At 66.8% G+C, this 22,187-nt stretch carries 20 protein-coding genes and 2 tRNA genes; 9 read left to right on the forward strand and 13 right to left on the reverse strand.

What is annotated here, in order from left to right:
- The first annotated feature begins 77 nt into the window (after positions 1-77).
- Together CCR84_RS12345 and CCR84_RS12350 are read left to right on the forward strand one after the other, a co-directional pair.
- The gene (locus CCR84_RS12345; RefSeq protein ID WP_201212707.1) at positions 78-311 is read left to right on the forward strand and encodes a DUF3567 family protein; all 234 of its coding nucleotides are present in this window, start codon (positions 78-80) and stop codon (positions 309-311) included.
- A gap of 140 nt (positions 312-451) precedes the next feature.
- Positions 452-646: a DUF3460 family protein gene (locus tag CCR84_RS12350; protein WP_201212708.1), complete on the forward strand. Its 195-nt coding sequence runs from the start codon at positions 452-454 to the stop codon at positions 644-646.
- Positions 647-721: 75 nt separating this feature from the next.
- Here CCR84_RS12350 and CCR84_RS12355 read toward each other — a convergent pair whose 3' ends face one another.
- The 3 genes from CCR84_RS12355 to CCR84_RS12365 form a co-directional block, all read right to left on the reverse strand.
- The gene (locus tag CCR84_RS12355; RefSeq protein ID WP_201212709.1) at positions 722-3,412 is read right to left on the reverse strand and encodes a bifunctional acetate--CoA ligase family protein/GNAT family N-acetyltransferase; all 2,691 of its coding nucleotides are present in this window, start codon (positions 3,410-3,412) and stop codon (positions 722-724) included.
- A gap of 139 nt (positions 3,413-3,551) precedes the next feature.
- The gene (locus tag CCR84_RS12360; RefSeq protein ID WP_201212710.1) at positions 3,552-3,971 is read right to left on the reverse strand and encodes an OsmC family protein; all 420 of its coding nucleotides are present in this window, start codon (positions 3,969-3,971) and stop codon (positions 3,552-3,554) included.
- A gap of 11 nt (positions 3,972-3,982) precedes the next feature.
- The gene (locus tag CCR84_RS12365) at positions 3,983-4,657 is read right to left on the reverse strand and encodes an arylesterase (protein WP_274610818.1); all 675 of its coding nucleotides are present in this window, start codon (positions 4,655-4,657) and stop codon (positions 3,983-3,985) included.
- Between the two features lies 1 nt (position 4,658).
- Here CCR84_RS12365 and CCR84_RS12370 point away from each other — a divergent pair, with 1 nt between their 5' ends.
- Positions 4,659-5,390, forward strand: a complete 732-nt coding sequence (locus tag CCR84_RS12370; RefSeq protein ID WP_201212906.1) for an ABC transporter ATP-binding protein — start codon at positions 4,659-4,661, stop codon at positions 5,388-5,390.
- Positions 5,391-5,409: 19 nt separating this feature from the next.
- On the opposite strand, the gene hpnE is transcribed toward CCR84_RS12370, so the two are convergent.
- From hpnE to hpnC, 3 genes are all read right to left on the reverse strand, one after another.
- Positions 5,410-6,765, reverse strand: a complete 1,356-nt coding sequence (gene hpnE, locus CCR84_RS12375) for a hydroxysqualene dehydroxylase HpnE (protein WP_201212712.1) — start codon at positions 6,763-6,765, stop codon at positions 5,410-5,412.
- Positions 6,762-7,595 carry a presqualene diphosphate synthase HpnD gene (gene hpnD, locus CCR84_RS12380; RefSeq protein ID WP_201212714.1) on the reverse strand — a complete coding sequence of 278 codons (834 nt, stop codon included), beginning with the start codon at positions 7,593-7,595 and terminating at the stop codon, positions 6,762-6,764. Before hpnD ends, hpnE begins: the two co-directional genes overlap by 4 nt.
- Before the next feature lie 87 nt (positions 7,596-7,682).
- Positions 7,683-8,534 (reverse strand): squalene synthase HpnC, encoded by an 852-nt coding sequence (gene hpnC, locus CCR84_RS12385; protein WP_201212716.1) that lies wholly within the window; start codon positions 8,532-8,534, stop codon positions 7,683-7,685.
- 182 nt (positions 8,535-8,716) lie between these two features.
- Here hpnC and CCR84_RS12390 point away from each other — a divergent pair.
- The 6 genes from CCR84_RS12390 to CCR84_RS12415 all read left to right on the forward strand — a co-directional run bounded on the left by CCR84_RS12390 (position 8,717) and on the right by CCR84_RS12415 (position 14,875).
- A tRNA-Leu gene (locus CCR84_RS12390) sits at positions 8,717-8,801 on the forward strand.
- A gap of 52 nt (positions 8,802-8,853) precedes the next feature.
- Positions 8,854-10,182 carry a trigger factor gene (tig, locus tag CCR84_RS12395; RefSeq protein WP_201212718.1) on the forward strand — a complete coding sequence of 443 codons (1,329 nt, stop codon included), beginning with the start codon at positions 8,854-8,856 and terminating at the stop codon, positions 10,180-10,182.
- 53 nt (positions 10,183-10,235) lie between these two features.
- On the forward strand, positions 10,236-10,862 hold the full coding sequence (gene clpP, locus CCR84_RS12400) for an ATP-dependent Clp endopeptidase proteolytic subunit ClpP (protein ID WP_274610819.1): 627 nt from the start codon (positions 10,236-10,238) through the stop codon (positions 10,860-10,862).
- A 45-nt stretch (positions 10,863-10,907) separates the two neighbouring features.
- Positions 10,908-12,179, forward strand: coding sequence for an ATP-dependent Clp protease ATP-binding subunit ClpX (clpX, locus tag CCR84_RS12405; protein WP_201212720.1), 1,272 nt, complete (start codon positions 10,908-10,910; stop codon positions 12,177-12,179).
- A 103-nt stretch (positions 12,180-12,282) separates the two neighbouring features.
- Positions 12,283-14,688: an endopeptidase La gene (gene lon, locus CCR84_RS12410; RefSeq protein ID WP_201212722.1), complete on the forward strand. Its 2,406-nt coding sequence runs from the start codon at positions 12,283-12,285 to the stop codon at positions 14,686-14,688.
- A 111-nt stretch (positions 14,689-14,799) separates the two neighbouring features.
- Positions 14,800-14,875, forward strand: a tRNA-Val gene (locus CCR84_RS12415).
- A gap of 74 nt (positions 14,876-14,949) precedes the next feature.
- Here CCR84_RS12415 and CCR84_RS12420 read toward each other — a convergent pair.
- The 7 genes from CCR84_RS12420 to CCR84_RS12450 all read right to left on the reverse strand — a co-directional run bounded on the left by CCR84_RS12420 (position 14,950) and on the right by CCR84_RS12450 (position 22,093).
- Positions 14,950-15,273, reverse strand: a complete 324-nt coding sequence (locus tag CCR84_RS12420; protein ID WP_201212724.1) for a hypothetical protein — start codon at positions 15,271-15,273, stop codon at positions 14,950-14,952.
- Complete coding sequence (locus tag CCR84_RS12425; RefSeq protein WP_201212726.1) at positions 15,227-16,198, reverse strand: ATP-grasp domain-containing protein; 972 nt, start codon at positions 16,196-16,198, stop codon at positions 15,227-15,229. Before CCR84_RS12425 ends, CCR84_RS12420 begins: the two co-directional genes overlap by 47 nt.
- Positions 16,195-17,004 carry a hypothetical protein gene (locus CCR84_RS12430; RefSeq protein WP_201212727.1) on the reverse strand — a complete coding sequence of 270 codons (810 nt, stop codon included), beginning with the start codon at positions 17,002-17,004 and terminating at the stop codon, positions 16,195-16,197. Before CCR84_RS12430 ends, CCR84_RS12425 begins: the two co-directional genes overlap by 4 nt.
- Before the next feature lie 18 nt (positions 17,005-17,022).
- Positions 17,023-18,822: a M6 family metalloprotease domain-containing protein gene (locus tag CCR84_RS12435; protein WP_201212729.1), complete on the reverse strand. Its 1,800-nt coding sequence runs from the start codon at positions 18,820-18,822 to the stop codon at positions 17,023-17,025.
- 257 nt (positions 18,823-19,079) lie between these two features.
- Entirely contained in the window at positions 19,080-20,711 is a 1,632-nt protein-coding gene (locus CCR84_RS12440) for a tetratricopeptide repeat protein (protein WP_201212731.1), read from the reverse strand.
- Positions 20,712-20,971: 260 nt separating this feature from the next.
- A complete protein-coding gene (locus CCR84_RS12445) occupies positions 20,972-21,232 on the reverse strand; it encodes a hypothetical protein (RefSeq protein WP_201212733.1) in 261 nt (86 codons plus the stop codon).
- A 399-nt stretch (positions 21,233-21,631) separates the two neighbouring features.
- Positions 21,632-22,093: a response regulator transcription factor gene (locus tag CCR84_RS12450; RefSeq protein WP_201212735.1), complete on the reverse strand. Its 462-nt coding sequence runs from the start codon at positions 22,091-22,093 to the stop codon at positions 21,632-21,634.
- Positions 22,094-22,187: the final 94 nt, after the last annotated feature.

Raw genomic sequence — 22,187 nt, forward strand, 5'->3', positions numbered from 1 at the left:
GAAGGATCCTGCGCCGCCCCCAGCTAGGGTGCTCAATCAGCTGTTTTCCGGCTTTTCCGTCCATTCGAGGAGTCGCCATGAACGTCGTCTATGCGAGCGAGCATTACCTGATCCTGGCCTATCCGTCGCACCAGGCTTACGAACTGGTCGAGCGCGAGCGCTCGCGCAGCCTGTTCCTCGCCGGTGAAGGTGCGAGCGGCTTTCGCGCCGCGATCGACAGGATACCCGCCGAGCAGCGCAGCTTCGCCGCGATCGACGCGCTGCTCGAGGAGTTCTGCGCCGGCAGCGCGCGCCCGATCGTTTTTCACTGAGTCGCTGCCGCACAAGCCGCGCGCAGCCGCTCGTTGCCGCGATCGGCTAGAATCCGGTCGTCGTGTCGGCGACGCCACGACCAATCCTGTCCGCTGATTCCTGCCGCCGGCGACGCCGCGGCACACTTGAGGAAGTCCCGATGGCTGCTCCCTACGTCTCCGACTACACCCTGTTCATGCGCGAGCTGCTCGCCAGCAACCCCGACTGGGTCGATGAGCAGCGGCGCGGGCGCGCGATCTGGTGGGAGCGCAAGACCCAGGACGACATCGAGACCTTCGCCAAGGCACGCAAGCAGGTCGGCTATCCCTACGATGTCAATTTCAAGCAGGACTGATTCGCTTCCCTGAAAAAACGGGCGCCGCCGGCGCCCGTTTTTTCGCCACGGCGGCCCAGAGGCCGCCGCTGGCAATCAGCCCTGCAGGGGCTTGATCACCCGCTTGACCGCCGGATCCTCGGGGTGCGGGTGGATGGTGAAGCCCAGACTCGTCATCAGCCGGAACATCTTGCCGTTGGCGGCGAGCACGTCGCCGACGATGCTGCGGTAACCCTTGGCGCGCGCGCAGTCGATCAGCGAGGTCATCAGCCGGCGGCCGATGCCGTGCTTCTGCCAGGCGTCGGCGACGGCGAGCGCGAACTCGACCGACTCGCCGTCCGGGTTGGTGACGTAGCGCGAGACGCCGAGCTCGATTTCCTTGCCGTCGTCGTCGCGCATGATCGCCACCAGCGCCATCTCGCGGTCGTAGTCGATCTGCGTGAAGCGTACCAGCATCGCCTGCGTCATCTCGCGCAGCGTGTCCATGAAGCGGAAGTAGCGGCTCTCGTCGGACATGTTCTTGAGGAATTCCTGCTCCATCTCGGCGTCCTCGGGACGGATCGGGCGGATGGTGACGATGCGTCCGTCGGGCAGGGGCCATTCGTCGATCAGATGCACCGGGTAGGGGTGGATCGCCATGTGCGAATAGCGGTCGCCGTTCGGCGGGACGTAGTCGATGACGATGCGCGCGTCGGCAGCGATCGCTCCGCTCTCGTCGACGATCAGCGGGTTGAGGTCGAGTTCCTGCAGCCAGGGCAGTTCGCAGACCATTTCCGAGATGTTGAGCAGCACTTCCTCGAGCGCCTCGCGGTTCGCCGGCGGCATGTTGCGGAACTCGTCGAGCAGTTTCGCAGCGCGCGTCGACTTGATCAGGTCCTTGGCCAGGAAGCGGTTGAGCGGGGGCAGCGCGACCTGCCGGTCGCTGAAGATCTCGACTTCGGAGCCACCGGCACCGAAGGTGATGATCGGCCCGAAGATCGGGTCGCGGACGACGCCGACCATCAGCTCGCGTCCGTGCGGACGGTCGAGGTAGGGCTCGATCGAGACGCCGTTGATGCGTGCCTGCGGGCGCTTGCGGCGCACGGTCTCGATGATGTCGTGGTAGGCGTTGCGCACCGCCAGCGCGCTGGTCAGGTTGAGGCGGACGCCGCCCGCGTCGCTCTTGGTGACGAGGTCCGGCGAATCGACCTTCATCGCGATCGGGAAGCCGAGCTGCTCGGCGAGCAGCAGCGCTTCGGTCGGCGTGCGCGCGACCATGGTCTGTGCCACCGGCACGCGGAAGGCGCGCAGGATGGCCTTCGATTCCATCTCCGAGAGCACCTTGCGCCGTTCCTGCAGCACGGCCTCGACCAGCATCTTGGCGCCTTCGGTCTCGGCGCGCTGCTTGCGCGAGCTCGGCTCCGGCGTCTGCAGCAGGAGCTTCTGGTTGCGGTAGTAGGTGGCGATGTGGAAGAACAGCTCGATCGCCGTTTCCGGCATGCGGAAGGCCGGGATCTGCGCTTCCTCGAGCAGTTGCCGCGCTTCCGCAACCTGCTCCTCGCCCATCCAGCAGGCGAGCATCGGCTTCGAGGTCTGCTCGCTGACCTCGATCACCGTCTTGGCCACCTCCATCGGATTGGTCATCGCCTGCGGCGCGAGCATGATCAGCATGCCGTCGACGCCGGGGTCCTGGGCGACGGCGAGGATCGCGTCGCGGTAACGTTCCGGCGTCGCGTCGCCGACGATGTCGATCGGGTTGGCATGCGACCAGTTCGCCGGCAGCGCGGCGTTCAAGGCCTGCATCGTCGGCAGCGCCAGCTCGGCGAGCGGGATGTTGAGGTCGCCGGCGCGGTCGGCGGCCATCGCGCCGGGGCCCCCGCCGTTGGTGATGATCGCCAGCCGCTTGCCCTGCGGGCGGAACTTCGATGCCAGTGCCTTCGATGCGTAGAAGAGCTGGCCGATGTTCTGCACGCGGACGACGCCGGCGCGGCGCACCGCGGCGTCGAAGACGACGTCGGAACCGGCGATCATCCCCGAGTGCGTCTGCACCGCCGCCGACCCGGCGGCGTGGCGACCGGCCTTGAGCAGGATGATCGGCTTGATGCGGGCCGCCGAACGCAGCGCGCTCATGAAGCGGCGCGAGTTGCGGATGCCCTCGACGTACATCAGGATGTAGTGCGTGCGGTTGTCGTGGATCAGGTAGTCGAGGATTTCGCCGAAATCGACGTCGGCGGTGCTGCCGAGCGAGATCACCGAGGAGAAGCCGACCTTGTTCGACCTGGCCCAGTCGAGTACCGCCGAGCACATCGCGCCGGATTGCGAGACCAGCGCCAGGTTGCCGGGCTCGGCATTGACGCTGGCGAAGGTGGCGTTGAGGCCGATGTCGGGGCGAATGACCCCGAGACAGTTCGGGCCGAGCACGCGCACGTTGTAGCTGCGCGCGATTTCCATCAGCTTGCGCTCGAGCGCGGCGCCGGAATGTCCGGACTCGGCGAAGCCCGAGCTGATGATGATCACGTTCTTGACGCCGCTGCGACCGCATTGTTCGACGATCGCCGGCACCAGTTGCGGACGCGTGGTGATCACCGCCAGTTCGACGCGTGCGCCGATTTCCTCGATCGACTTGTAAGCCTGGACGCCCTGTACCGTTTCGTGGCGCGGGTTGATCGCGTAGAGGCGACCCTTGTAGCCGGACTTGAGGATGTTGCGGAAGAGGATCCCGCCGAGCGAGGGGTCGCGGTCCGTCGCACCGATGACGGCGACTGATTTGGGCTCGAAGAGACTGGTCAGGTAGTGTTGCTCAAGCATCGGGATGCACCTTGAAGGCCGTGTCGATGAAAGGGTTTTTCAGGCGGTCAATCTAGCACAAAAGCTCGCTGCCGACTGTCCGCGCGGCGCCAGTCGGGCGCGAGCTGCGTCCGCGGAACGGACGGGCGGGCAGCGGGATTCAGTCGGCCTCGACGAGGCTGCTGTCGATCGCGAGCGGATTCGACAGGGCGCGGTGCAGCGGACACTTGTTGGCGATCTCCAGCAGCCGCGACCTCTGCCCGGCGGACAGCTCGCCGGCGAGCGTGATGCGGCGCACGATGCGCTGCTCGCCGCCCGGCCCCGCTTCGAGGCTCAGGGCGACGCTGACCTCGGTGAGCGGCCACTCCTTGCGTTCCGCGTACATGCGCACCGTCATCGAGGTGCAGGCGCCGAGCGCGGCGAGCAGGTAGTCGAAGGGCGCCGGCCCTGCGTCGCCGCCGCCGACGCTCACGGGCTCGTCGGCGATCAGGAGGTGTTCGCCGACGCGAACGTCCTGCTGGTAGCGACCGCGGTGGTTCTCGCTGACGACGACAGGCGCGGAGGCGATGGTTTCGCTCATGGGCAACTCCTTCAGCGCAGCAGTGGCGCGAGTCCCTTCCACACGTTGTCGAGCAGCCTCGGCTGCGCCGCTGCGGTCGGGTGCAGGTTGTCGGTCTGGAAGAATTGCGGGTCGCTGGCGACGCCTTCGAGCAGGAAGTCGACGAACGCGGTCTTGCGCGCGCGCGCGACTTCGCCGAAGACCGCGTGGAAGTCCGCCGCGTACTGGCCGTAGTTCGGCGGCAGGCGCTGGCCGACGATCAGCACGCGTGCCCGGCGCTTTTGCGCGGCGTCGGCGATGGCGCCGAGGTTGTCGCGCAGGGTCGCCACCGGCAGCCCGCGCAGCCCGTCGTTGCTGCCCAGCAGCACGATGACCACGGCCGGCTGGTGCCGATCGAGCAGCGCGCCGATGCGGGCGCGGCCGCCGCTGCTGGTTTCGCCGGAGATGCTGGCATTGACGACGTTATAATCGAACTGCGCTTCGCTCAGCCGCTTGCCGAGCAGTGCGGGCCAGGCAGCATCCTGGCGGATTCCGTAACCGGCGGAGAGCGAGTCGCCGACGACGAGGATGTTGCGCGCGGCGTGGGCTGCCGGCATCAGCAGGAACAGGGCGAGCATGAAGCCCAGGGCCGCCGGCCAGCGGCGGGCGAGGGCGCCTGAGCCGGGGGAGGTCGGTCCTGCCGTCAGGGAAAATCGCGAAAGGAACATGATGAGCGCAGGTGTCGAGGAAAATGCAGGGGCAGCCGGCAGCGGTGCCGGCGGAGCGTCGCCGGCGATCGTCGTCAGCGGGCTCGGCAAGGTGGTGGCGACCGGCGTCGGCCAGACGTTGACCATTCTGCACGAGATTTCGTTTTCGGTCGCTGCCGGCGAAACGGTCGCCATCGTCGGTGCTTCCGGATCGGGCAAGTCGACCCTGCTCGGGCTGATCGCCGGACTCGACCAGCCGAGTTCCGGTTCGGTGCAGCTCGCCGGCCAGGACCTCGGCGTACTCGACGAGGACGGGCGCGCGCTCCTGCGCGGGCGCCTGCTCGGCTTCGTCTTCCAGTCCTTCCAGTTGCTGCCGTCCCTGAGCGCGCTGGAAAACGTCATGCTGCCGCTCGAACTTGCCGGCTGCAAGGACGCCGAGGCGCAGGCCAGGTACTGGCTCGAACGCGTCGGTCTCGCGCATCGCCTCGGCCAGACGCCGCGTCAGCTCTCGGGCGGCGAGCAGCAGCGCGTCGCGCTGGCGCGCGCCTTCGCACCGAAACCGCAGCTGGTGCTCGCCGACGAGCCGACCGGCAACCTCGACGCCGCCACCGGCGCGCAGATCATCGAGCTGATGTTCGCGATCAACGCCGAGCGCGGGACGACGCTGATCCTCGTCACCCACGACGAGGAGATCGCCGCGCGCTGCGGCCGCATCCTGCGCGTGCACGCCGGGCGCATCGAGGCGGCCGGCTGATCGCCCGGCCGGAGTCGCCTCAGCGGCGCAGGATCTCGTGCGCCGCGGCGACGCCGCTGCGTACCGCCCCCTCCAGCGTCGACGGGTAGCCGGCCCAGACGAAGTCGCCGGCGAGCCACAGGCCGGGAATCCCGGTCCGGCAGCCCGGCCGCGCCAGTCCCGGCCGGCAGACGAAGGTCGCGCGCCGCTCGCGGATCAGTTGCCGCCACGTCGGCGTCGGCAGCGCGCGGCCGAGCGCGCTTTCCAGTTCGCGGTGCAGGCGACGCGCGAGCTCGTCGGCGTCGTGGGCTTCCCAGGCGCCGCTGCCGCTGAAGACGAAGGCAAGGACTCCGGCCGTCCCGCACAACTGGCCGCGATCGAAGACCCATTGCCCGAGCGCCGCCGCCTGCTCGAGGCCGAGCATCGGCAGCGGCAGGCGCACTTCCGGCGGATAGCCGAGATAGAGCGTGCCGATCGGCGCGTGCTCGAGCGCGGCGCAGGGGCCGGCGAGCGCCGGCCAGGGCGCGAGCAGGCGCGCGGCCGCCGGCGCCGCGGTGGCGACGACGACCTGGTCGAAGCGCTCGCGCTGATCGCCGCTGCCGTCGACGGTGACGAGCCACTGGCTGCCATCGGGTTCGATGGCGCGCACCCGTGAGGCAAGGCGGATCGCGCCGCCACGGGCGACGACGAAGGAGGCCGCCGGCGCCGCGAATACGCGGTCCAGGTCGGCCGCCGGCAGCAGCAGGTCGGTCGCATCGCTGGCGCCGGCCAGGCTGTCGCGCAGCACATTGACGAAGACCTGCGCCGAGGCGTCGGCCGCCGGCGTGTTCAGCGCCGAGAGGCAGAGCGGTTCCCAGAAGTACCGGCGCAGGCGCGGTCCCTGTCGCTCCCGCTGCAGCAGCGCGGCGACGCTCTCGTCCTCCGGCAGCGTCCATCGCCTGGCCTCGAGCCGGCGCATGAAGCGCGCGGCAGCGATCTTCTCGGCCAGGGACACACCGCGTGCCCCGAGCAGGCCGAGCGCGAGGTGCCAGGGCGCCGGCAGGCGCGGCAGGCGCAGCGAGAACGCCGGCGCCGCCGCGCTGCCCGGATGGTGGAGTTCGAGCGGTCGCCGCAGCAGCAGGCGCTCCGGGTCGGCGCCGACCTCGCGCATCAGGCGCAGCGTCTCGCAGTAGGCACCGATCAGGATGTGCTGGCCGTTGTCGACCCGCAGTGGCGCTGAGGCCGTGCCGACCTCGACGCTGCGCGCGCGGCCGCCGAGCTGGCGCGCGGACTCGAAGACGGTGACCTGCACGCCGGCGCTTGCGAGTTCGACCGCGGCGGCGAGTCCCGCCCAGCCGCCGCCGACGATCGCCACGCGCAGGCGCGCGTCGGACTGGACCTGGCCGTGCGCACTCATGCGCCGATCCAGGTGCGGGCGGCGATCCACAGCTTGCGCAGCGGTGGCAGCGAGACGCGCTGGGTCAGCGTCCTCACCCCGTCGCGACGGATCTCGTCGAGCAGGGTGCGGTAGATCGCCGCCATCATCAGTCCGGGGAGTTGCGCCTTGCGGTCGACGGCCGGCAGCGCCGCCAGCGCCTGCGCGTAGTAGCGTTCGGCGCGCTCGAGCTGGAAGTCCATCAGGCGGTGGAAGCCTTCCGAATAGCGGCCGGTGGCAAGGTCGGCTTCGGCGACGCCGAAGCGCGCGAGCTCGTCCTGCGGCAGGTAGACGCGCCCGCGGCGGGCGTCCTCGCCGACGTCGCGGATGATGTTGGTGAGCTGGAGGGCCATGCCGAGGTCGTGCGCGTACTTCTGCGTCTGCCGGTCCCGGTAGCCGAAGATTTCGGCCGAGAGCAGGCCGACGACGCTGGCGACGCGGTAGCAGTAGAGCGAGAGGGCGGCGAAGTCGGCATAGCGCGTATGCACGAGGTCCATCGCCATGCCTTCGATGATTTCCTCGAGCTGCTCCTGCGGCAGGTCGAAGTCGGCGAGCAGCACCTGCAGCGCGCGCGTCACCGGGTGCTGCGGCGTTCCATGGTAGAGGCGACCGACTTCCTCGCGCCACCAGGCGAGCTTGGCGGCAGCCACCGTCGGGTCGCGGCATTCATCGACGACGTCGTCGACCTCGCGGCAGAAGGCATAGAGCGCGGTGATGGCGCGCCGGCGCAGCGGCGGCAGGAACAGGAAGCTGTAGTAGAAACTCGAACCGCTGGCGGCGGCGCGCTGCTGGCAATACTGATCGGGGGTCATGGGGCGGAAACGAGGCTGATGCTGAAGACGAGGGGGAGGGCAGCGCAGGGGTACGGTGCCGCTGCCGGGGCGGGCCGGGCGTGTCGACTAGGGCAGCGACCCCGGCGCGCGCAGGACGCGGCCGGTGAATGGGGCGCGCAGGGCCATCACGGCCCAGTCCGCGGCGCCGAGGGTCGGACGTCGCCTGAAGACGTCGCCGCGCACACGCCTGGTCTTCTCGAGGATGCGCAGGCCGCCCTGGACGGTCAGGCGGATCTCCCAGCCGATCCGTCCTGGCAGCGAATGCACGAGCGGCGCACCCGCGCGCAGCAGGCCCTCGGCGCGGTCGATCTCGAAATCCATCAGCGCGGCCCAGGCCGGGCTCCAGCGCCCCTCGCCGATCTGCGCTTCGTCGATGCCGAAGCGCGCCAGATCGTCCTGCGGCAGATAGACGCGGCCCTTCTGCCAGTCGATGGCGACGTCCTGCCAGAAGTTGGCGAGCTGCAGACCGCTGCAGATCGCGTCCGAGCGGCGCAGATCCTCGCCCGTGCTGCAGCCGGCCAGATGCAGCAGCAGGCGCCCGACCGGATTGGCCGAGCGGCGGCAGTAGTCGAGGAGCTCCGCCTGGTCGGCGTAACGCTTCTTGACGATGTCCTGGGCGAAGGCGTCGAGCAGGTCGCGCAGCAGGGCGACCGGCAGCTGCCATTCGCGGACGACCGCGGCGAGTTCGGCGAAATCGCCGTAGTGCGGCGCCGCGGGCGCGACGCCGCCCTCGATCGCGGTCAGCGCCGCGTAGTAGAGCTCGAGCCCGGCACGGCGCTCGGTTGCGGGGAGTTCGCCCTCGTCGGCGACGTCGTCGGCGGCACGCGCGAAGCGGTAGATCGCCTCGATCGGACGACGCAGGCGGGCGGGAAGCAGCAGCGATGCGACCGGGAAGTTCTCGTAATGATCAACGGGCATCGGCGGCTGGACGGGTCGACAAAAGCGGTGGTTTTGATGACAATGGAGTTGAGGCGAGGGCGGGTGAATGCCGCGGGCCCGGCACTTGGCCGCGGCGGGAACGCACGAAGACCACGCCGGCGTGCGTGCAAGCGTCGCGGCTGACAGTATAGGGCGATCTCGGTTAGAATCGCAGGCCGTCCGCGAGAGTGGCGAAATTGGTAGACGCACTGGATTTAGGTTCCAGCGCCGCAAGGCGTGGGGGTTCGAGTCCCTTCTCTCGCACCAGAATGTCTGAATTCTACTCTTCTCTCATTGTCCGCATCACTAAGGATTTTCAATGGAAACGACCGCCGAAAACACTCCTGTAACCGACCAGCCCGCGGTGAATCCGCTGGAGCGGCGTATCGACCTGTCGGTGGCTTTGGCGGAATTCGAGCAGGATGTCGAGAAGCGTCTGCACAGCCTCGGTCGCAAGCTCAAGGTGGCGGGTTTCCGTCCCGGCAAGGCACCGAAGGCCATGGTCGAGCGCCAGTACGGCGACCAGGCGCGCCAGGAAGCGCTGACCGATGCGCTCGACCGCGCGCTCGGCGAGGCGCTGCAGTCACAGAAGCTGCGCATCGCCGGCTACCCGCGCATCGAGCCGAAGCAAAGCGAAAGCAAGACACATCTCGAATTTGCGGCCGTTTTCGAGGTCTATCCCGAGGTCAAGATCGGCGACCTGTCGTCGTCGTCGATCGAGCGCGCCGTCTTCGAAGTCACCCCGGCTGAAGTCGATAACACGATCGAAGTCCTGCGCCAGCAGCGCGTCCGCTACGAAGAAGCCGACCGTGCCGCCGCGTCCGGCGACCAGGTCGTCGTCGACTTCCTCGGCCGCAAGGACGGCGAACCGTTCGCCGGTGGCCAGGCGACCGACTACGGCTTCGTCCTCGGTCGCGGCATGATGCTGCCCGACTTCGAGACGGCGATCATCGGCCTCAAGGCTGGCGAGTCGAAGACCTTCGACCTCGCCTTCCCGGCCGACTACGGCGCCGCCGACCTGGCCGGCCAGACGGTCAGCTTCGAAGTGACGGTGAAGAAGGTTTCGGCGCCCGTGCTGCCGGAAGTCGACGCCGACTTCGCGCGTTCGCTCGGCGTCGCCGACGGCGACCTGGAGCGCATGCGCAGCGAGATCGAAGGCAACCTGCGTCGCGAAGTGACGCGCCGCCTGCGTGGCCGCGAGAAGGAGCAGGTCCTCGACGTACTGCTCCAGACGACGCCGGTGCAGGCACCGCAGGCGCTGGTCGACGGTGAGGTCGATCGTCTGGTCAAGCAGGCGCGTGCGGAAATGCAGCAGCGCGGCCTCAAGGGCGACGATTTCCCGGTGCAGCCCGAGTGGTTCACCGCACAGGCGACGCGCCGCATCCAGCTCGGCCTGATCCTGGCCGAGATCATCCGTGAGCAGGAACTGCGCGCCGACCCCGCCGCCGTGCGTGCGCTGGTCGACGAGGCCGCGCAGAGCTACGAAAACCCGGACGAAGTGGTGCAGTGGTACTACGGCCAGCCCGACCGCCTCGCCGAAATCGAGTCGGTGGCAATCGAAGCTGCTGCCGTCGAGTGGGCGCTCGGCAAGATTCAGGTCACCGACAAGCCGATCTCGTTCGACGAGCTGATGGGTCGCCAGGGCTGATTGCCGGCCGCAAGACACGGACCGACTGTCTGAATCCAAACAGAGGAGAAGGAATGAGCACGTACGAAGGAAGCTTTGAGCCGCAAATGCTCGGCATGGTGCCGATGGTCATCGAGCAGAGCGGTCGCGGCGAGCGCGCCTACGACATCTACTCGCGCCTCCTGCGCGAGCGGGTGGTCTTTCTCGTCGGTCCGGTCAACGACGTCACCGCCAACCTGGTGGTGGCGCAGCTCCTGTTCCTGGAAGCGGAGAATCCCGACAAGGACATCTTCTTCTACATCAACTCGCCCGGCGGCTCGGTGACCGCCGGCCTGTCGATCTACGACACGATGCAGTTCATCAAGCCCGACGTGTCCACGCTGTGCCTCGGGCAGGCCGCTTCGATGGGCGCTTTCCTGCTCGCCGCCGGCGCCAAGGGCAAGCGCTTCGCCCTGCCCAACTCGCGCGTGATGATCCACCAGCCGATGGGCGGCTTCCAGGGGCAGGCGTCCGACATCGCCATCCATGCCAAGGAGATCCTCTCCTTGCGCGCCAAGCTCAACGACATCATGGCCCTGCACACGGGCCAGCCGGTCGAGCGCATCGAACGCGACACCGATCGCGACAACTTCCTGTCGGCGCAGGAAGCGGCCGACTACGGCCTGATCGACAAGGTGCTGCACACCCGGCAGGCGGCCTGAGCGCCGTCGCTGCGCCGGCGCATTTAGAAGGAGGAATGGGAGAACATGGCGGACAAGAAAAGCGGCAGCGACAAACTGCTCTACTGCTCGTTCTGCGGCAAAAGCCAGCATGAGGTGAAGAAGCTCATCGCCGGACCGTCGGTGTTCATCTGTGACGAGTGCATCGATCTGTGCAACGACATCGTGCGCGACGAGATCGCCGGCGAGAACGGCGGCAAGGGGCTGCGCAGCGACCTGCCGATCCCCAAGGAAATCTGCGCGATCCTCGACCAGTACGTGATCGGCCAGGAGCAGGCCAAGCGCATCCTGTCGGTGGCGGTTTATAACCACTACAAGCGCCTGCGCCACCAGGGCCTGCCGACCGACGACGTCGAACTCGCCAAGAGCAACATCCTGCTCATCGGCCCGACCGGCTCGGGCAAGACCCTGCTTGCGCAGACGCTGGCGCGCCTGCTCAACGTGCCCTTCGTCATGGCCGATGCGACGACGCTTACCGAAGCCGGCTACGTCGGCGAGGACGTCGAGAACATCATCCAGAAGCTCCTGCAGAAGTGCGACTACGACGTCGAGAAGGCGCAGCACGGGATCGTCTATATCGACGAGATCGACAAGATCTCCCGCAAGTCGGACAACCCGTCGATCACCCGCGACGTTTCCGGCGAGGGCGTGCAGCAGGCCCTGCTCAAGCTGATCGAAGGCACGGTGGCTTCGGTGCCGCCGCAGGGCGGGCGCAAGCATCCGAACCAGGATTTCGTCCAGGTCGATACGACCAACATCCTGTTCATCTGCGGTGGCGCCTTCGACGGGCTGGAGAAGGTCATCCGCAACCGCTCCGAGAAGGGCGGCATCGGTTTCGGCGCGCAGGTGAAGAGCAAGGACGACCGCAAGGCGAGCGGCGAACTCCTGCGCGGCGTCGAGCCCGAAGACCTGATCAAGTTCGGCCTCATCCCCGAGCTGATCGGCCGGCTGCCGGTCGTGGCGACGCTCGAGGAACTGTCGGAAGACGCGCTGGTGCAGATCCTGATCGAGCCGAAGAACGCGCTGATCAAGCAGTACCAGAAGCTGTTCGCGATGGAGGGCGTCGAACTCGAGGTGAGGCCGGCGGCACTGGTCGCGATCGCGAAGAAGGCGCTCGAACGCAAGACCGGCGCGCGCGGGCTGCGCTCGATCCTCGAATCGGTGCTGCTCGACTCGATGTACGAACTTCCGGGGATGGAGAATGTCCTAAAGCTCGTCATCGACGACAACACGATCAACGGCGACGTGAAGCCGCTCCTGATCTATGCGGACCAGCCGAAGGTGTCCGGGTCGAACTGATCCGGAGCGACTGAAGCAGCGCCGCTTCATTTCTTCCGCAGCTTGTTATCTTCGTCGATGCCCCCATCTGGGAGCATCGACGTTCATTTTGTAAGGCGCCCTGATGTCATCCCACTCCCTTCTCCCTGCCGAGCTCGTCGACCTGCCGCTGTTGCCGCTGCGCGACGTGGTGGTCTTCCCGCACATGGTGATCCCCCTCTTCGTCGGTCGTCCGAAGTCGATCAAGGCGCTCGAGGTCGCGATGGAGTCGAACAAGAGCATCCTGCTCGTTGCGCAGAAATCCGCCGCCAAGGACGAGCCCGAGGTCGAGGATCTGTACGATGTCGGTTGCGTCGCCAACATCCTGCAGATGCTCAAGCTGCCCGACGGAACGGTCAAGGTCCTCGTCGAAGGCACGCAGCGTGCGGTGATCAAGTCGGTCGAGGTGCGCACCGACGTGTTCTTCGCCGGCGCGCTGCCGGTCGAGGCCGAAGACGGCGCCGAGTACGAGGTCGAGGCGCTGCGCCGTGCGGTGATCGCCCAGTTCGATCAGTACGTCAAGCTCAACAAGAAGATCCCGCAGGAGATCCTGAGTTCGATCGCCGGGATCGGCGACGCGGGCCAGCTCGCCGACACCATCGTCGCGCACCTGCCGCTGAAGCTCGAACAGAAGCAGGAAGTGCTCGAGCTGTTCGACATCCGCGTGCGCATCGAGCGCCTCCTGGCGCAGCTCGAAAGCGAGATCGACATCCTGCAGGTCGAGAAGCGCATCCGGGGCCGCGTCAAGCGGCAGATGGAGAAGACGCAGCGCGAGTACTACCTGAACGAGCAGGTCAAGGCGATCCAGAAGGAACTCGGCGAGGGCGAGGACGGCGCCGACCTCGAGGAACTCGACAAGAAGATCAACGAAGCCGGGATGAGCAAGGAAGCGACGGCGAAGGCGCAGGCGGAGCTGAAGAAGCTGCGCCTGATGTCGCCGATGTCGGCCGAGGCCACCGTCGTGCGCAACTTCATCGAGACGCTGACCGGCCTGCCCTGGCGCAAGAAGACGCGCATCAGCAAGGACCTCGGCGAAGCGCAGAAGGTGCTCGACAAGGACCACTGGGGGCTGGAGAAGGTCAAGGAACGCATCCTCGAATACCTCGCGGTGCAGCAGCGCGTCGACCGCCTGAAGGCGCCGATCCTCTGCCTGGTCGGACCTCCCGGCGTCGGCAAGACCTCGCTCGGCCAGTCGATCGCGCGCGCGACCAACCGCAAGTTCGTGCGCATGAGCCTCGGCGGCGTGCGCGACGAGGCCGAGATCCGCGGCCACCGCCGTACCTACATCGGTTCGATGCCGGGCAAGATCCTGCAGAACATGAGCAAGGTTGCGGTCAAGAACCCGCTCTTCCTGCTCGACGAGGTCGACAAGATGGGCCTCGACTTCCGCGGCGACCCGAGCTCGGCGTTGCTCGAAGTGCTCGACCCCGAGCAGAACTCGACCTTCGTCGACCACTACGTCGAGGTCGAGTACGACCTCTCCGAAGTGATGTTCGTGGCCACCGCCAACACGCTGAACATCCCGGCGCCGCTGCTCGATCGCATGGAAGTGATCCGCCTCTCGGGCTACACGGAGGACGAGAAGGTCAGCATCGCGCAGCGCTACCTGCTGCCGAAGCAGATGAAGAACAACGGTCTCAAGAAGACCGAGCTCACCGTCGCCGAGAGCGCGCTCAGGGACATCCTGCGCTACTACACGCGCGAAGCCGGCGTGCGCTCGCTCGAACGCGAGCTGTCGAAGATCTGCCGCAAGGTGGTGAAGACGCTGCTCCTGAAGAAGAGCCAGACCAAGGTCGCCGTCACCGCGCGCAACCTCGACAAGTTCCTCGGTGTCCGTCGCTACAGCTTCGGGATCGCCGAGAAGGAGAATCAGGTCGGCCAGGTCACCGGTCTCGCCTGGACCGAGGTCGGCGGCGAACTGCTGACCATCGAGTCGGTGGTGCTGCCCGGCAAGGGCAAGACGACGACCACCGGCAAGCTCGGCGAGGTGATGCAGGAGTCGATCCAGGCCGCGCTGTCGGTGGTGCGCAAGCGCGGGAAGTCGCTCGGCATCGCCGACGACTTCTACCAGAAGAGCGACATCCACATCCACCTGCCCGAAGGCGCGATCCCCAAGGATGGTCCGTCGGCCGGCATCGCCATCTGCACGGGCCTCGTCTCGGTGCTGACCGGCATTCCTGTGCGTTGCGACGTGGCGATGACCGGCGAGATCACGCTACGCGGCGAGGTGCTGGCGATCGGCGGTCTCAAGGAGAAGCTGCTCGCCGCGGTGCGCGGTGGCCTGCGCAAGGCACTGATCCCGCACGAGAACGTCAAGGACCTGGCCGAGATCCCCGACAGCATCAAGGGCAAGATCGAGATCGTGCCGGTGCGCTGGATCGACGAGGTGCTCGCGCACGCGCTCGAGCGTGCGCCGGAACCCGTCGCCGAGGCTGCCGTTCCCGTCGTGCCGGCAGCGGCCGAGCCGGCCGCTGCGCTGGTCACCCACTGATCGTAGATCCGTTCCCGTGCGGCTCCCGCACGGGAACGAGTAAACGATGGGCTGCCGAACTGGTGAAACGCTCGCGGATGCGTTAGAATGCGCGGCGTTTCGCAGCAGCGGGGGTGCTTAGCTCAGTTGGTAGAGCGCTAGCCTTACAAGCTGGATGTCGGCGGTTCGATCCCGTCAGCACCCACCACTCCGCAGCAGTCCGGAAAGACCGGCCAACCCGCCCCGTGCGGGTTTTTTTACGTCCGGCAGCCGCGTGCCTCCTCAGCGAGCTTTTCCGCGCTGAAGTTCCTCCCCGGGCTGTCCGATGCTCCCCGGTACAGCTGTATACACGCCGGGAGCGCGCAGGCGGACGTCCAGTGCAATGTCGGCACCGGGCTGCAGGGCATCGATGCTCGCGCGGTCGGCGGGTGAGGCGAGGACGACGAGGGTATCGCCGGCGCCCGCATGCACGAGGCTGGGGAGATCGCGCAAGCTGCTGCTCTCCCGCACCTCGACGGAGACGCGCAACCAGCCGGGCCGGGCCGGGTCGGCGCTGCTTTCAAGCAGGCGGGCTTTCAGCTGGGTGGCGTTTTCGATGACTTCCACGATTGGGTCCTCCGGCAAGATGGGTTACCAGCGAATCGGCCACGCCTTCTGCCGATTCGCGATCGAAACAGGTGTACGCCGGTGATGGGTTCACTTCGAAGCAGACGTATTCGCCGCCCGGGGTGCGCTTGAGGTCGATCCCCGCCAGCTCCAGCTCCATTCCGGCCGCCAGCGCCACGCAGCGGCGGGCGATTTCCGGCGGCAGGCGGTCGGCGCGCATCTCGGCCTCGACACCCTCGTGGCCGGCGTAGCGGTAGTCGGTGGCCTCCGACGCCACCCGCGTGCAGAAGACGCGCTGGCCGACCACATGCACGCGGTAGTTCACCCCCGGAACGAAGGCCTGGAACAGTGTCGGCAGCGCGCGCACGCGCTCCAGTTGCGCAGCATGGATCCCGTCCAGCGTCGTCACGATCGAACGCACGCCGCTGGCCGACTTGAACACCACCCGACCGTGGCGGCGGGCGAAAGCGCGCACGGCTTCCGGATCGTTGCTCAGCAGCGATACCGGGGTCGCGAAACCGGCCTTGCGGATCAGTTGCTCCTGCCACGGCTTCGACGCGTTGGACATCCCCGGTGCCATGCGGTTGGCCACCCGCAGCGGCGCCACCTCCAGCCAGGCGTTGAGCGCATCGACGAAGTAATGGTGATGCAGGACGCCGCGCGGATCGAGCGGTGGATCGCGCAGCAGGCTGGCCGGCATCAGCCGCGAGTAGGCGCCGGCATGGCGGGAAAGGTCAACGCTGACGCTGCCGCTCCACCAGCGCGCGAACAGGCGACCGCGACTGAGTCCGACTTCGATGTCCTGGTGGGCCAGCTGGCGCTGGTCGATGACCAGGCAGTCGACGTCCAGGCGTTCGGCTGCGGCGATGACCATAGCCAGCGGGGACTCGCTGGCGACGCCACAGACCAGCAGCGCCCCGTTCATGGTGTCAGTGCCCCATGCAACCAGGCGGCGCAGCGCTCGGCGAGTTCATCGTCGTCGAGTGCGGGACAGGGATCGAGCTCGACCAGGCGCAGCCCTGCCGCGGTGTCCATGAAGCCCAGCGCCGCGTAGTGCAGGCCCAGGGCACGCACGAAGGCCGGACACGCTGCTGCCACCCCTTCCTCCAGCCGCCCGAGCGATTGCTCGCCGAGCACCCACAGCCAGTGCAGCTCGCTTCCTGCCGGCGCCGGCCGGTACCAGCCGGCGAGGTCGCTGCCGCGCGGGTAGGGGCTGCCGCCGACCCGTTCGAGGCCGCTGCAGGCGCCACCGCGTAGCGATGAAACCACGCAAAAATCACCCACCGGCAGGCCATGCGCCGCTGCCAGCGCATGCCAGCCGAGGGGATGGCGCGCCGACGCCCAGGGGTTGTCGTCCGCCGGCGGGTTGGCGACCAGCACCTCCTGCACCGCCAGGCCATTCAGCCAGCTGGCGAGCAGGGCACCGAATTCGGCCAGGGCGTAGTCGCGGTCTGCTGCCGTCGCCTGCGCGAACTGGGGCAGTTGCGGCCCGTTCAGCCGGTTGAGCACGACCCCGATGCGCCGGTCGTCGAGCTCGACGCCATCGGGCAGGACGATGCGCGTGCCCTCGTCGTGCGGCGAGTGATGCCAATGCGCCAGGGCCAGATCAGCCGCGCTCGCCTGGACGACGCGGCAGTCCCGTCGACGCAGGGCAAGCCCGACCAGCGCGCACATCGGCTCGTCGGGCTCGCCCAGGATGAGGGCTACACGCTCGCTGCCGGACGGGGTCATCGGCAGGTTCCGCAGGCATCAGCCGCCGGCAGGACGATCGAGCAGGCGCTTCGCGGAAGCCTCGCAGCAGCCGGCATCCGCCTCGACCTCCTCGCCGGAATAGGCGCTTGCCGACAGGTCCGGACGCAGGTCGCCGGAGATGAAGGGCTGCGCTGCCTCGCCGCCGAGCAGCAGGGACTCGATGTGCGCGACGCGCGCCTCCAGCGAACCCTGCGTCGTGGAGCGCAGGCCGCCGCCGGGTTTGTCGACGAGCTTGCCGTCGGTCAGCTTGTCGGTGAGCTTGTCGGGCTTCTTGTCGGTCAGCTTGTCGTGAAGTGGCTTGTCGATCGCAACATCCTTCTTCAGCTCCTTGAGTTCCTTCTGGAACTCCTTCTTGACCTCCTTGATCTCCTTCACCTTGACGACGCACTTGACGCGCAGGTTGGCACTCATCACCGGCCCGGAGGCGCCGATGCCGGTCACCGCCACGCAGGTGTCGGCGCCTGCGTAGGACTTGGAGTTCGGCGTCGAGGCGCTGTTGAAGGTGGTGTTGTTGCTCGAACCCGGATACGGGTCGCCCGCGTCGCCGCGGTTGTGGTCGAGTTCCATGTCGCGCTTGCCGTCGGCCTGCTCCAGCGCCACCTTGTAGTGCGCCTCGTTGGTGTTGTTGGCGACGCTGTCGTCGATGTGCCAGATCAGCAGCCCGCCCGCCGGCAGCGAGGCATCGAAGCCCGTCTTCTGGCGGTTCTCGACCAGGAAGTATTCGCTGCTCGCGGCACCGTCCTTCCACAGGCGATAGACCGTTCCCGAGTCCTTCACGTCGGCGATGTTCCTGGCCCCGTTGCTGGTCACGTTGATCACACTGGCCCAGCCCTGGTTCACCTTGCACCAGGCCGAGGGGTGTGCGGGTGTATTGCCGCCGCCACCCCAGCTGCCGCCCGCCATCAGGCACCAGTTGCCGATGCCTTCGGAGGTGTAGTCGGTGTCGTAGAGATCGGGGAAGCCGAACAGCAGGTGCCCCAGTTCGTGGCAGCAGACGCCGATCTTCGAGTCTTCCGGAACGGTCAGGTAGGAATAGACCTTGGTGCCATCGATGTTCATCGCGCCACCGGCGATATTCCACTTGTGCGACCAGATGTCACCGGCACTGCCGGTTACCTCCGCCCCCGATCCCGCATGCACGACGATGAAGGCATCGACGTAGCCGTTGCCGTCGTTGTCGTACAGGCCGAAATTCACGCTGGCATTGGCGGCCAGCAAGGCATCGCGTGCCATCGTCTGCGCGTTGGGCTGGGCGCCGCCGATGCCCGAGGCACCGTGGGCGTACTGGGCCAGCGTCTGCGGCATGCGGAAGGGACCGACCACCTGGCCCTGGATATCCACGAGGCCGCGGCTGACCTCGCTGTAATACTCGCGCACGCTCCTGGTCGGGATGACGCCGGTCGAGAAGAACAGCTGATTGAAATGCGCCGCCGTCTGCACCATCGGCTTGTCGGAAAAGTCCACCAGTACAACGATCACGCGCACGACCCCGCGCAGCGGCGCACGCTCGGCGGCGGCGCCGCGGATCATGCTCGGCGAGGCACCGAGCGGGAAATCCTCCGGTGGAAAGATCGTTCCGTCGTTGAAGCCGTCATGACGAGGCTCGGAGGCGCGCAGCTGGAAGGAGGACAGGAATTCCTTGGCCTTGCCGCGCATCTGCGCCAGTTCCTTCTTCAGCTTGTCCGCCAGTTCCGGGCACGGCGCCACCATGCTCCGCTCGCCATCCGCGTTGGCCTGCGCTGTCCGGTAGATATGCGCCATCTCCCTCGCCAGGGACCGGTAACCATGTTCACTCATGACATTTCCCTCGTAGACGATGCGTGCAAGTCGGCCACCGGGCGGATGCCGATCGATTGATCGAGATCAGGGATGAGCCGAAGTCAGGGCGCTTCCTTCGCGGCGATGGGGCTTCCACCCGGACTGCCGGAAGGGCTCACCTGCACATGATCTTAGATTGCGGAAATGACAATGTAAATATGATTTTTGAATTTTCGAGGGGCGGTGCTGCCGGCACGGGTGCGTGCCGGCGCCGATCACGCGCGCGGCGCTCCGTGCTAGCGCAACTTGGCGACCGCGCGTACGTACGGGCGAGGGTTGGCGAGGGTGGCGGGCAACTGCGCCATCGCCGCCGCGGCTGCTGCCCTGTCCGGATAGTCGCCATAGATGATGCCGATGCGCTCGCGTCCGCTCAGACGCGAACGATAGGCCCGCACCTGTTGCGGATCGAGCGCAGCGAGGACCTCGGCGAGCCGGGCTTCTGCCGCCGGGCGCTGCCGGGCGTCGTTCGACCACAACTGGATGAAGCAGTGCTCGCCCGGCGCTTCCCTGATCCACCCGGCCGATGCGGCGATCAGGGAATCGAGCGTGTCGCCGGCAGCGCCCGACGGCTCGGGCGCGGCAGGTACCGCTGCGGTTCCGGCGTTCGCGGCAGCGGCAGATGCAAGCCGGGCCGCGGGTGGTGTTTCCGGTACCACGACGGGATCGGTCTGGCGATCACCGCGCAGCTGGTGCACCTGACGCAGCGTGGGGCGGCTCTTGCGCAGGGCCACCGGCAATTGCGCCAGCGCGGCGGCGGCACTTGCCCGGTCGGCGAAGTCGCCGTAGATGATGCCGATGCGATCGCGACCGCTGAGCGCCGAGCGATAGGCGCGCACCTGCTCGGGGTCGAGCAGGGCCAGGGCTTCGTCGAGCTTGTCTTCGGCAGCTGTCCGCTGGTCGGCGCGATTCGCCCACAACTGGATGAAATAGTGCCCGCCCGGGGTCCGCTGCACCCAGTCGCCGGAAGCGGCGATCCGTGCATCGAGCGCACTGCCCGCTGCCGGGCTTGTCGCCTGGCTGGTGACGGGAGGCGTTGCCGGCGTCGGCGCAGTTGCCATGAGCGTAGCCGGCCTCCCGCCTGCACTCGGCGCAGCAGCGCCGGCTGGCGTGAGCGAGCCCGCGGACAAGGGAGGCGCAGCGCGTAGCGCAGGCGCTGCCGTCGGTGCTGCCGTCAGTGCAGCCTGCTCCCGGGCGGTCGGCAGTCCCGCCGGCAAGTCCTGCCGATCCAGTTGCGCCAGGATTTCCGGTCGGTCGCCCTGGTCGGCATACATCGCCGCCAGGTTTTCCCTGACGGCCAGCGTGCTCGGATGGTCCTTGCCGAGGTTCCGGTCGAGAATCTCCAGGCTGCGCTCGTAGAGCGGCTTCGCTTCGGCGATCTGCCCGCGTGCCCGATACAGCTGGGCCAGATTGTTGAGGCTGACGGCGACATCGAGGTGCTCGGGGCCGAGCGTCTTTTCCCGGATGGCCAGGCTGCGGCGATAGAGCGGCGCAGCCTCGTCGTACTGGCCCAGGTTCTTGTACAGCATCGCCAGGTTGTTGAGCCCGATCGCGACGGCGGCGTGCTCCGCTCCCAACTCCCTCTCCAGGATCGCGATGCTCCGGCGATACAGGGGAACGGCCCGCGCGCTCTGCCCCTGCTGGTGATAGAGCGCCGCCAGATTGTTCAGCGCCTTCGCGGTCTGCGTGCTGCCCGGGCCGCTTTCCCTTTCCGAAATGGCCAGGGCTTCCTCGACCAGCGCGGTGGCACGCGGGTAGTCGCCCGCACGAAAGAGACGCGTTGCCTCCGCGTTGACCGAGTCGTAGCTCGAACCGGCGAAGGCACTCGCGGTGGCAAACAGGAGAGCAATGGCGGTGAGTCGTGATTTCATCGTCTGTGTTCCTTGAGTCGTGGCCCGGCGTATGGGGCGCACGCCGACATAATATGGTGCCATATCAACGCGGGAATGTTTAGCCTGTCAATGTGTGCCGGTCGAAGCGTTCATCATGCTGCAGACTGCCCGCTTTCCACGGGTATCGGAAAGTATGTTTTGATGCTAGTCCAAAGGCATTTTCAGGTGCGGCAGACGGCGAGGTCGGATAGTGTTGCTTGCGTCAGGGTATATATGTCCGACATTGATGATCAGGTGATTCAGCCGATATCTCCACGTTGTTTGTTTATGATGAATAACTTGTTTTTGGCATGTTCAGCCGCGCCCGGCGAATCATCCGCCTGTGATTCCAGAAAAGCGCCAACTTTCTGATTTCGATGAAGATAAATCCAGACAAGAAACCGGACAATCAGCGCTGTCCGGTATTTTTTTAACTGCAGGCAGGTATTTTCAGGTCTGCCTTTTTGCCGGCGGGAGAAATCGAGAAACGCGCCCAATTGTCCGGTGAATTTGCTGCACATTGGCCATCCATCGTCTCGCCTGATCGTCCGGATGGCAGGAGTCGAGCTCGGACGGGTCATGATTTTCCGATTCGCCAGCTGTTTCTTGCATTCCGGGTAGGCTATGCGTCACGCGCGAAGAAACATGAATCGCCGGGAATATTTCCCTGTTTTCGGAAATGCATGAAGATAATGAAATATGGTTATTCCTTATGGATGAAGTCCGGCGGTGCCGTATTTGTGTCGAAGAAACCCGCTGACGATGAATCCTCGAATCCGTTCCGGTCGTGACGGGCTCTGGCAACCGGCCAGTTGCCCGCCCTTTGGCTGAAGCAGCCGTTTGCGCAGATGCCGGGCCCTCCGATCGCCGTGAGTTGCTGCACTAACTCGACATCCCCAGACTCGTCGCAAGACTCGGCGTCAGCGCGCCTGCTGGCCCGGGAAGCTCGGGGCATGCGGTTTTGACGCCGGCGGCACGGCATGCCCGCGCGCGTGGCCGAGCCTACGCCTGATGTTGTTGACGACGAGCGCCAGTTCAGGTTCCGAGACAGGTTTGCTCAGGTAGATGTCGGCACCGCTGACGTAGCCCCGAATCCGCTCTTCCGCATTGGCATGGGCGGTCAGCATGAGGATGTAGGTATCAGGGTGGGTGGTACGCATCCGCTTCGCGATGTTGTAGCCGTCCTCACCCGGCAACTTGAGGTCGAGTACCAGGAGGTCTGGTGTCGTGCAGGCCAGATAATCGTAGAACTCGTCGGCCAGGGCAAAACCGATGACGATATGCCCCATGCCGGAGAGGAAGTTGACGAGCAGATTACGCAAATCGGCATGATCCTCGACTATCGCGATTCTAAGCCCGAGTTCTTGATTTTCACTTCGCATGCCCCGCATTAAAGCACGTGGCATTATGCGGGGCCAGCGAATTCTTGCATTGCCGAAACCGGCGAGGCGCTGCAGCCCTTGACGCAAAAGCGCA

Source organism: Rhodocyclus purpureus, from assembly GCF_016653115.1.
Lineage (GTDB): Bacteria > Pseudomonadota > Gammaproteobacteria > Burkholderiales > Rhodocyclaceae > Rhodocyclus > Rhodocyclus purpureus.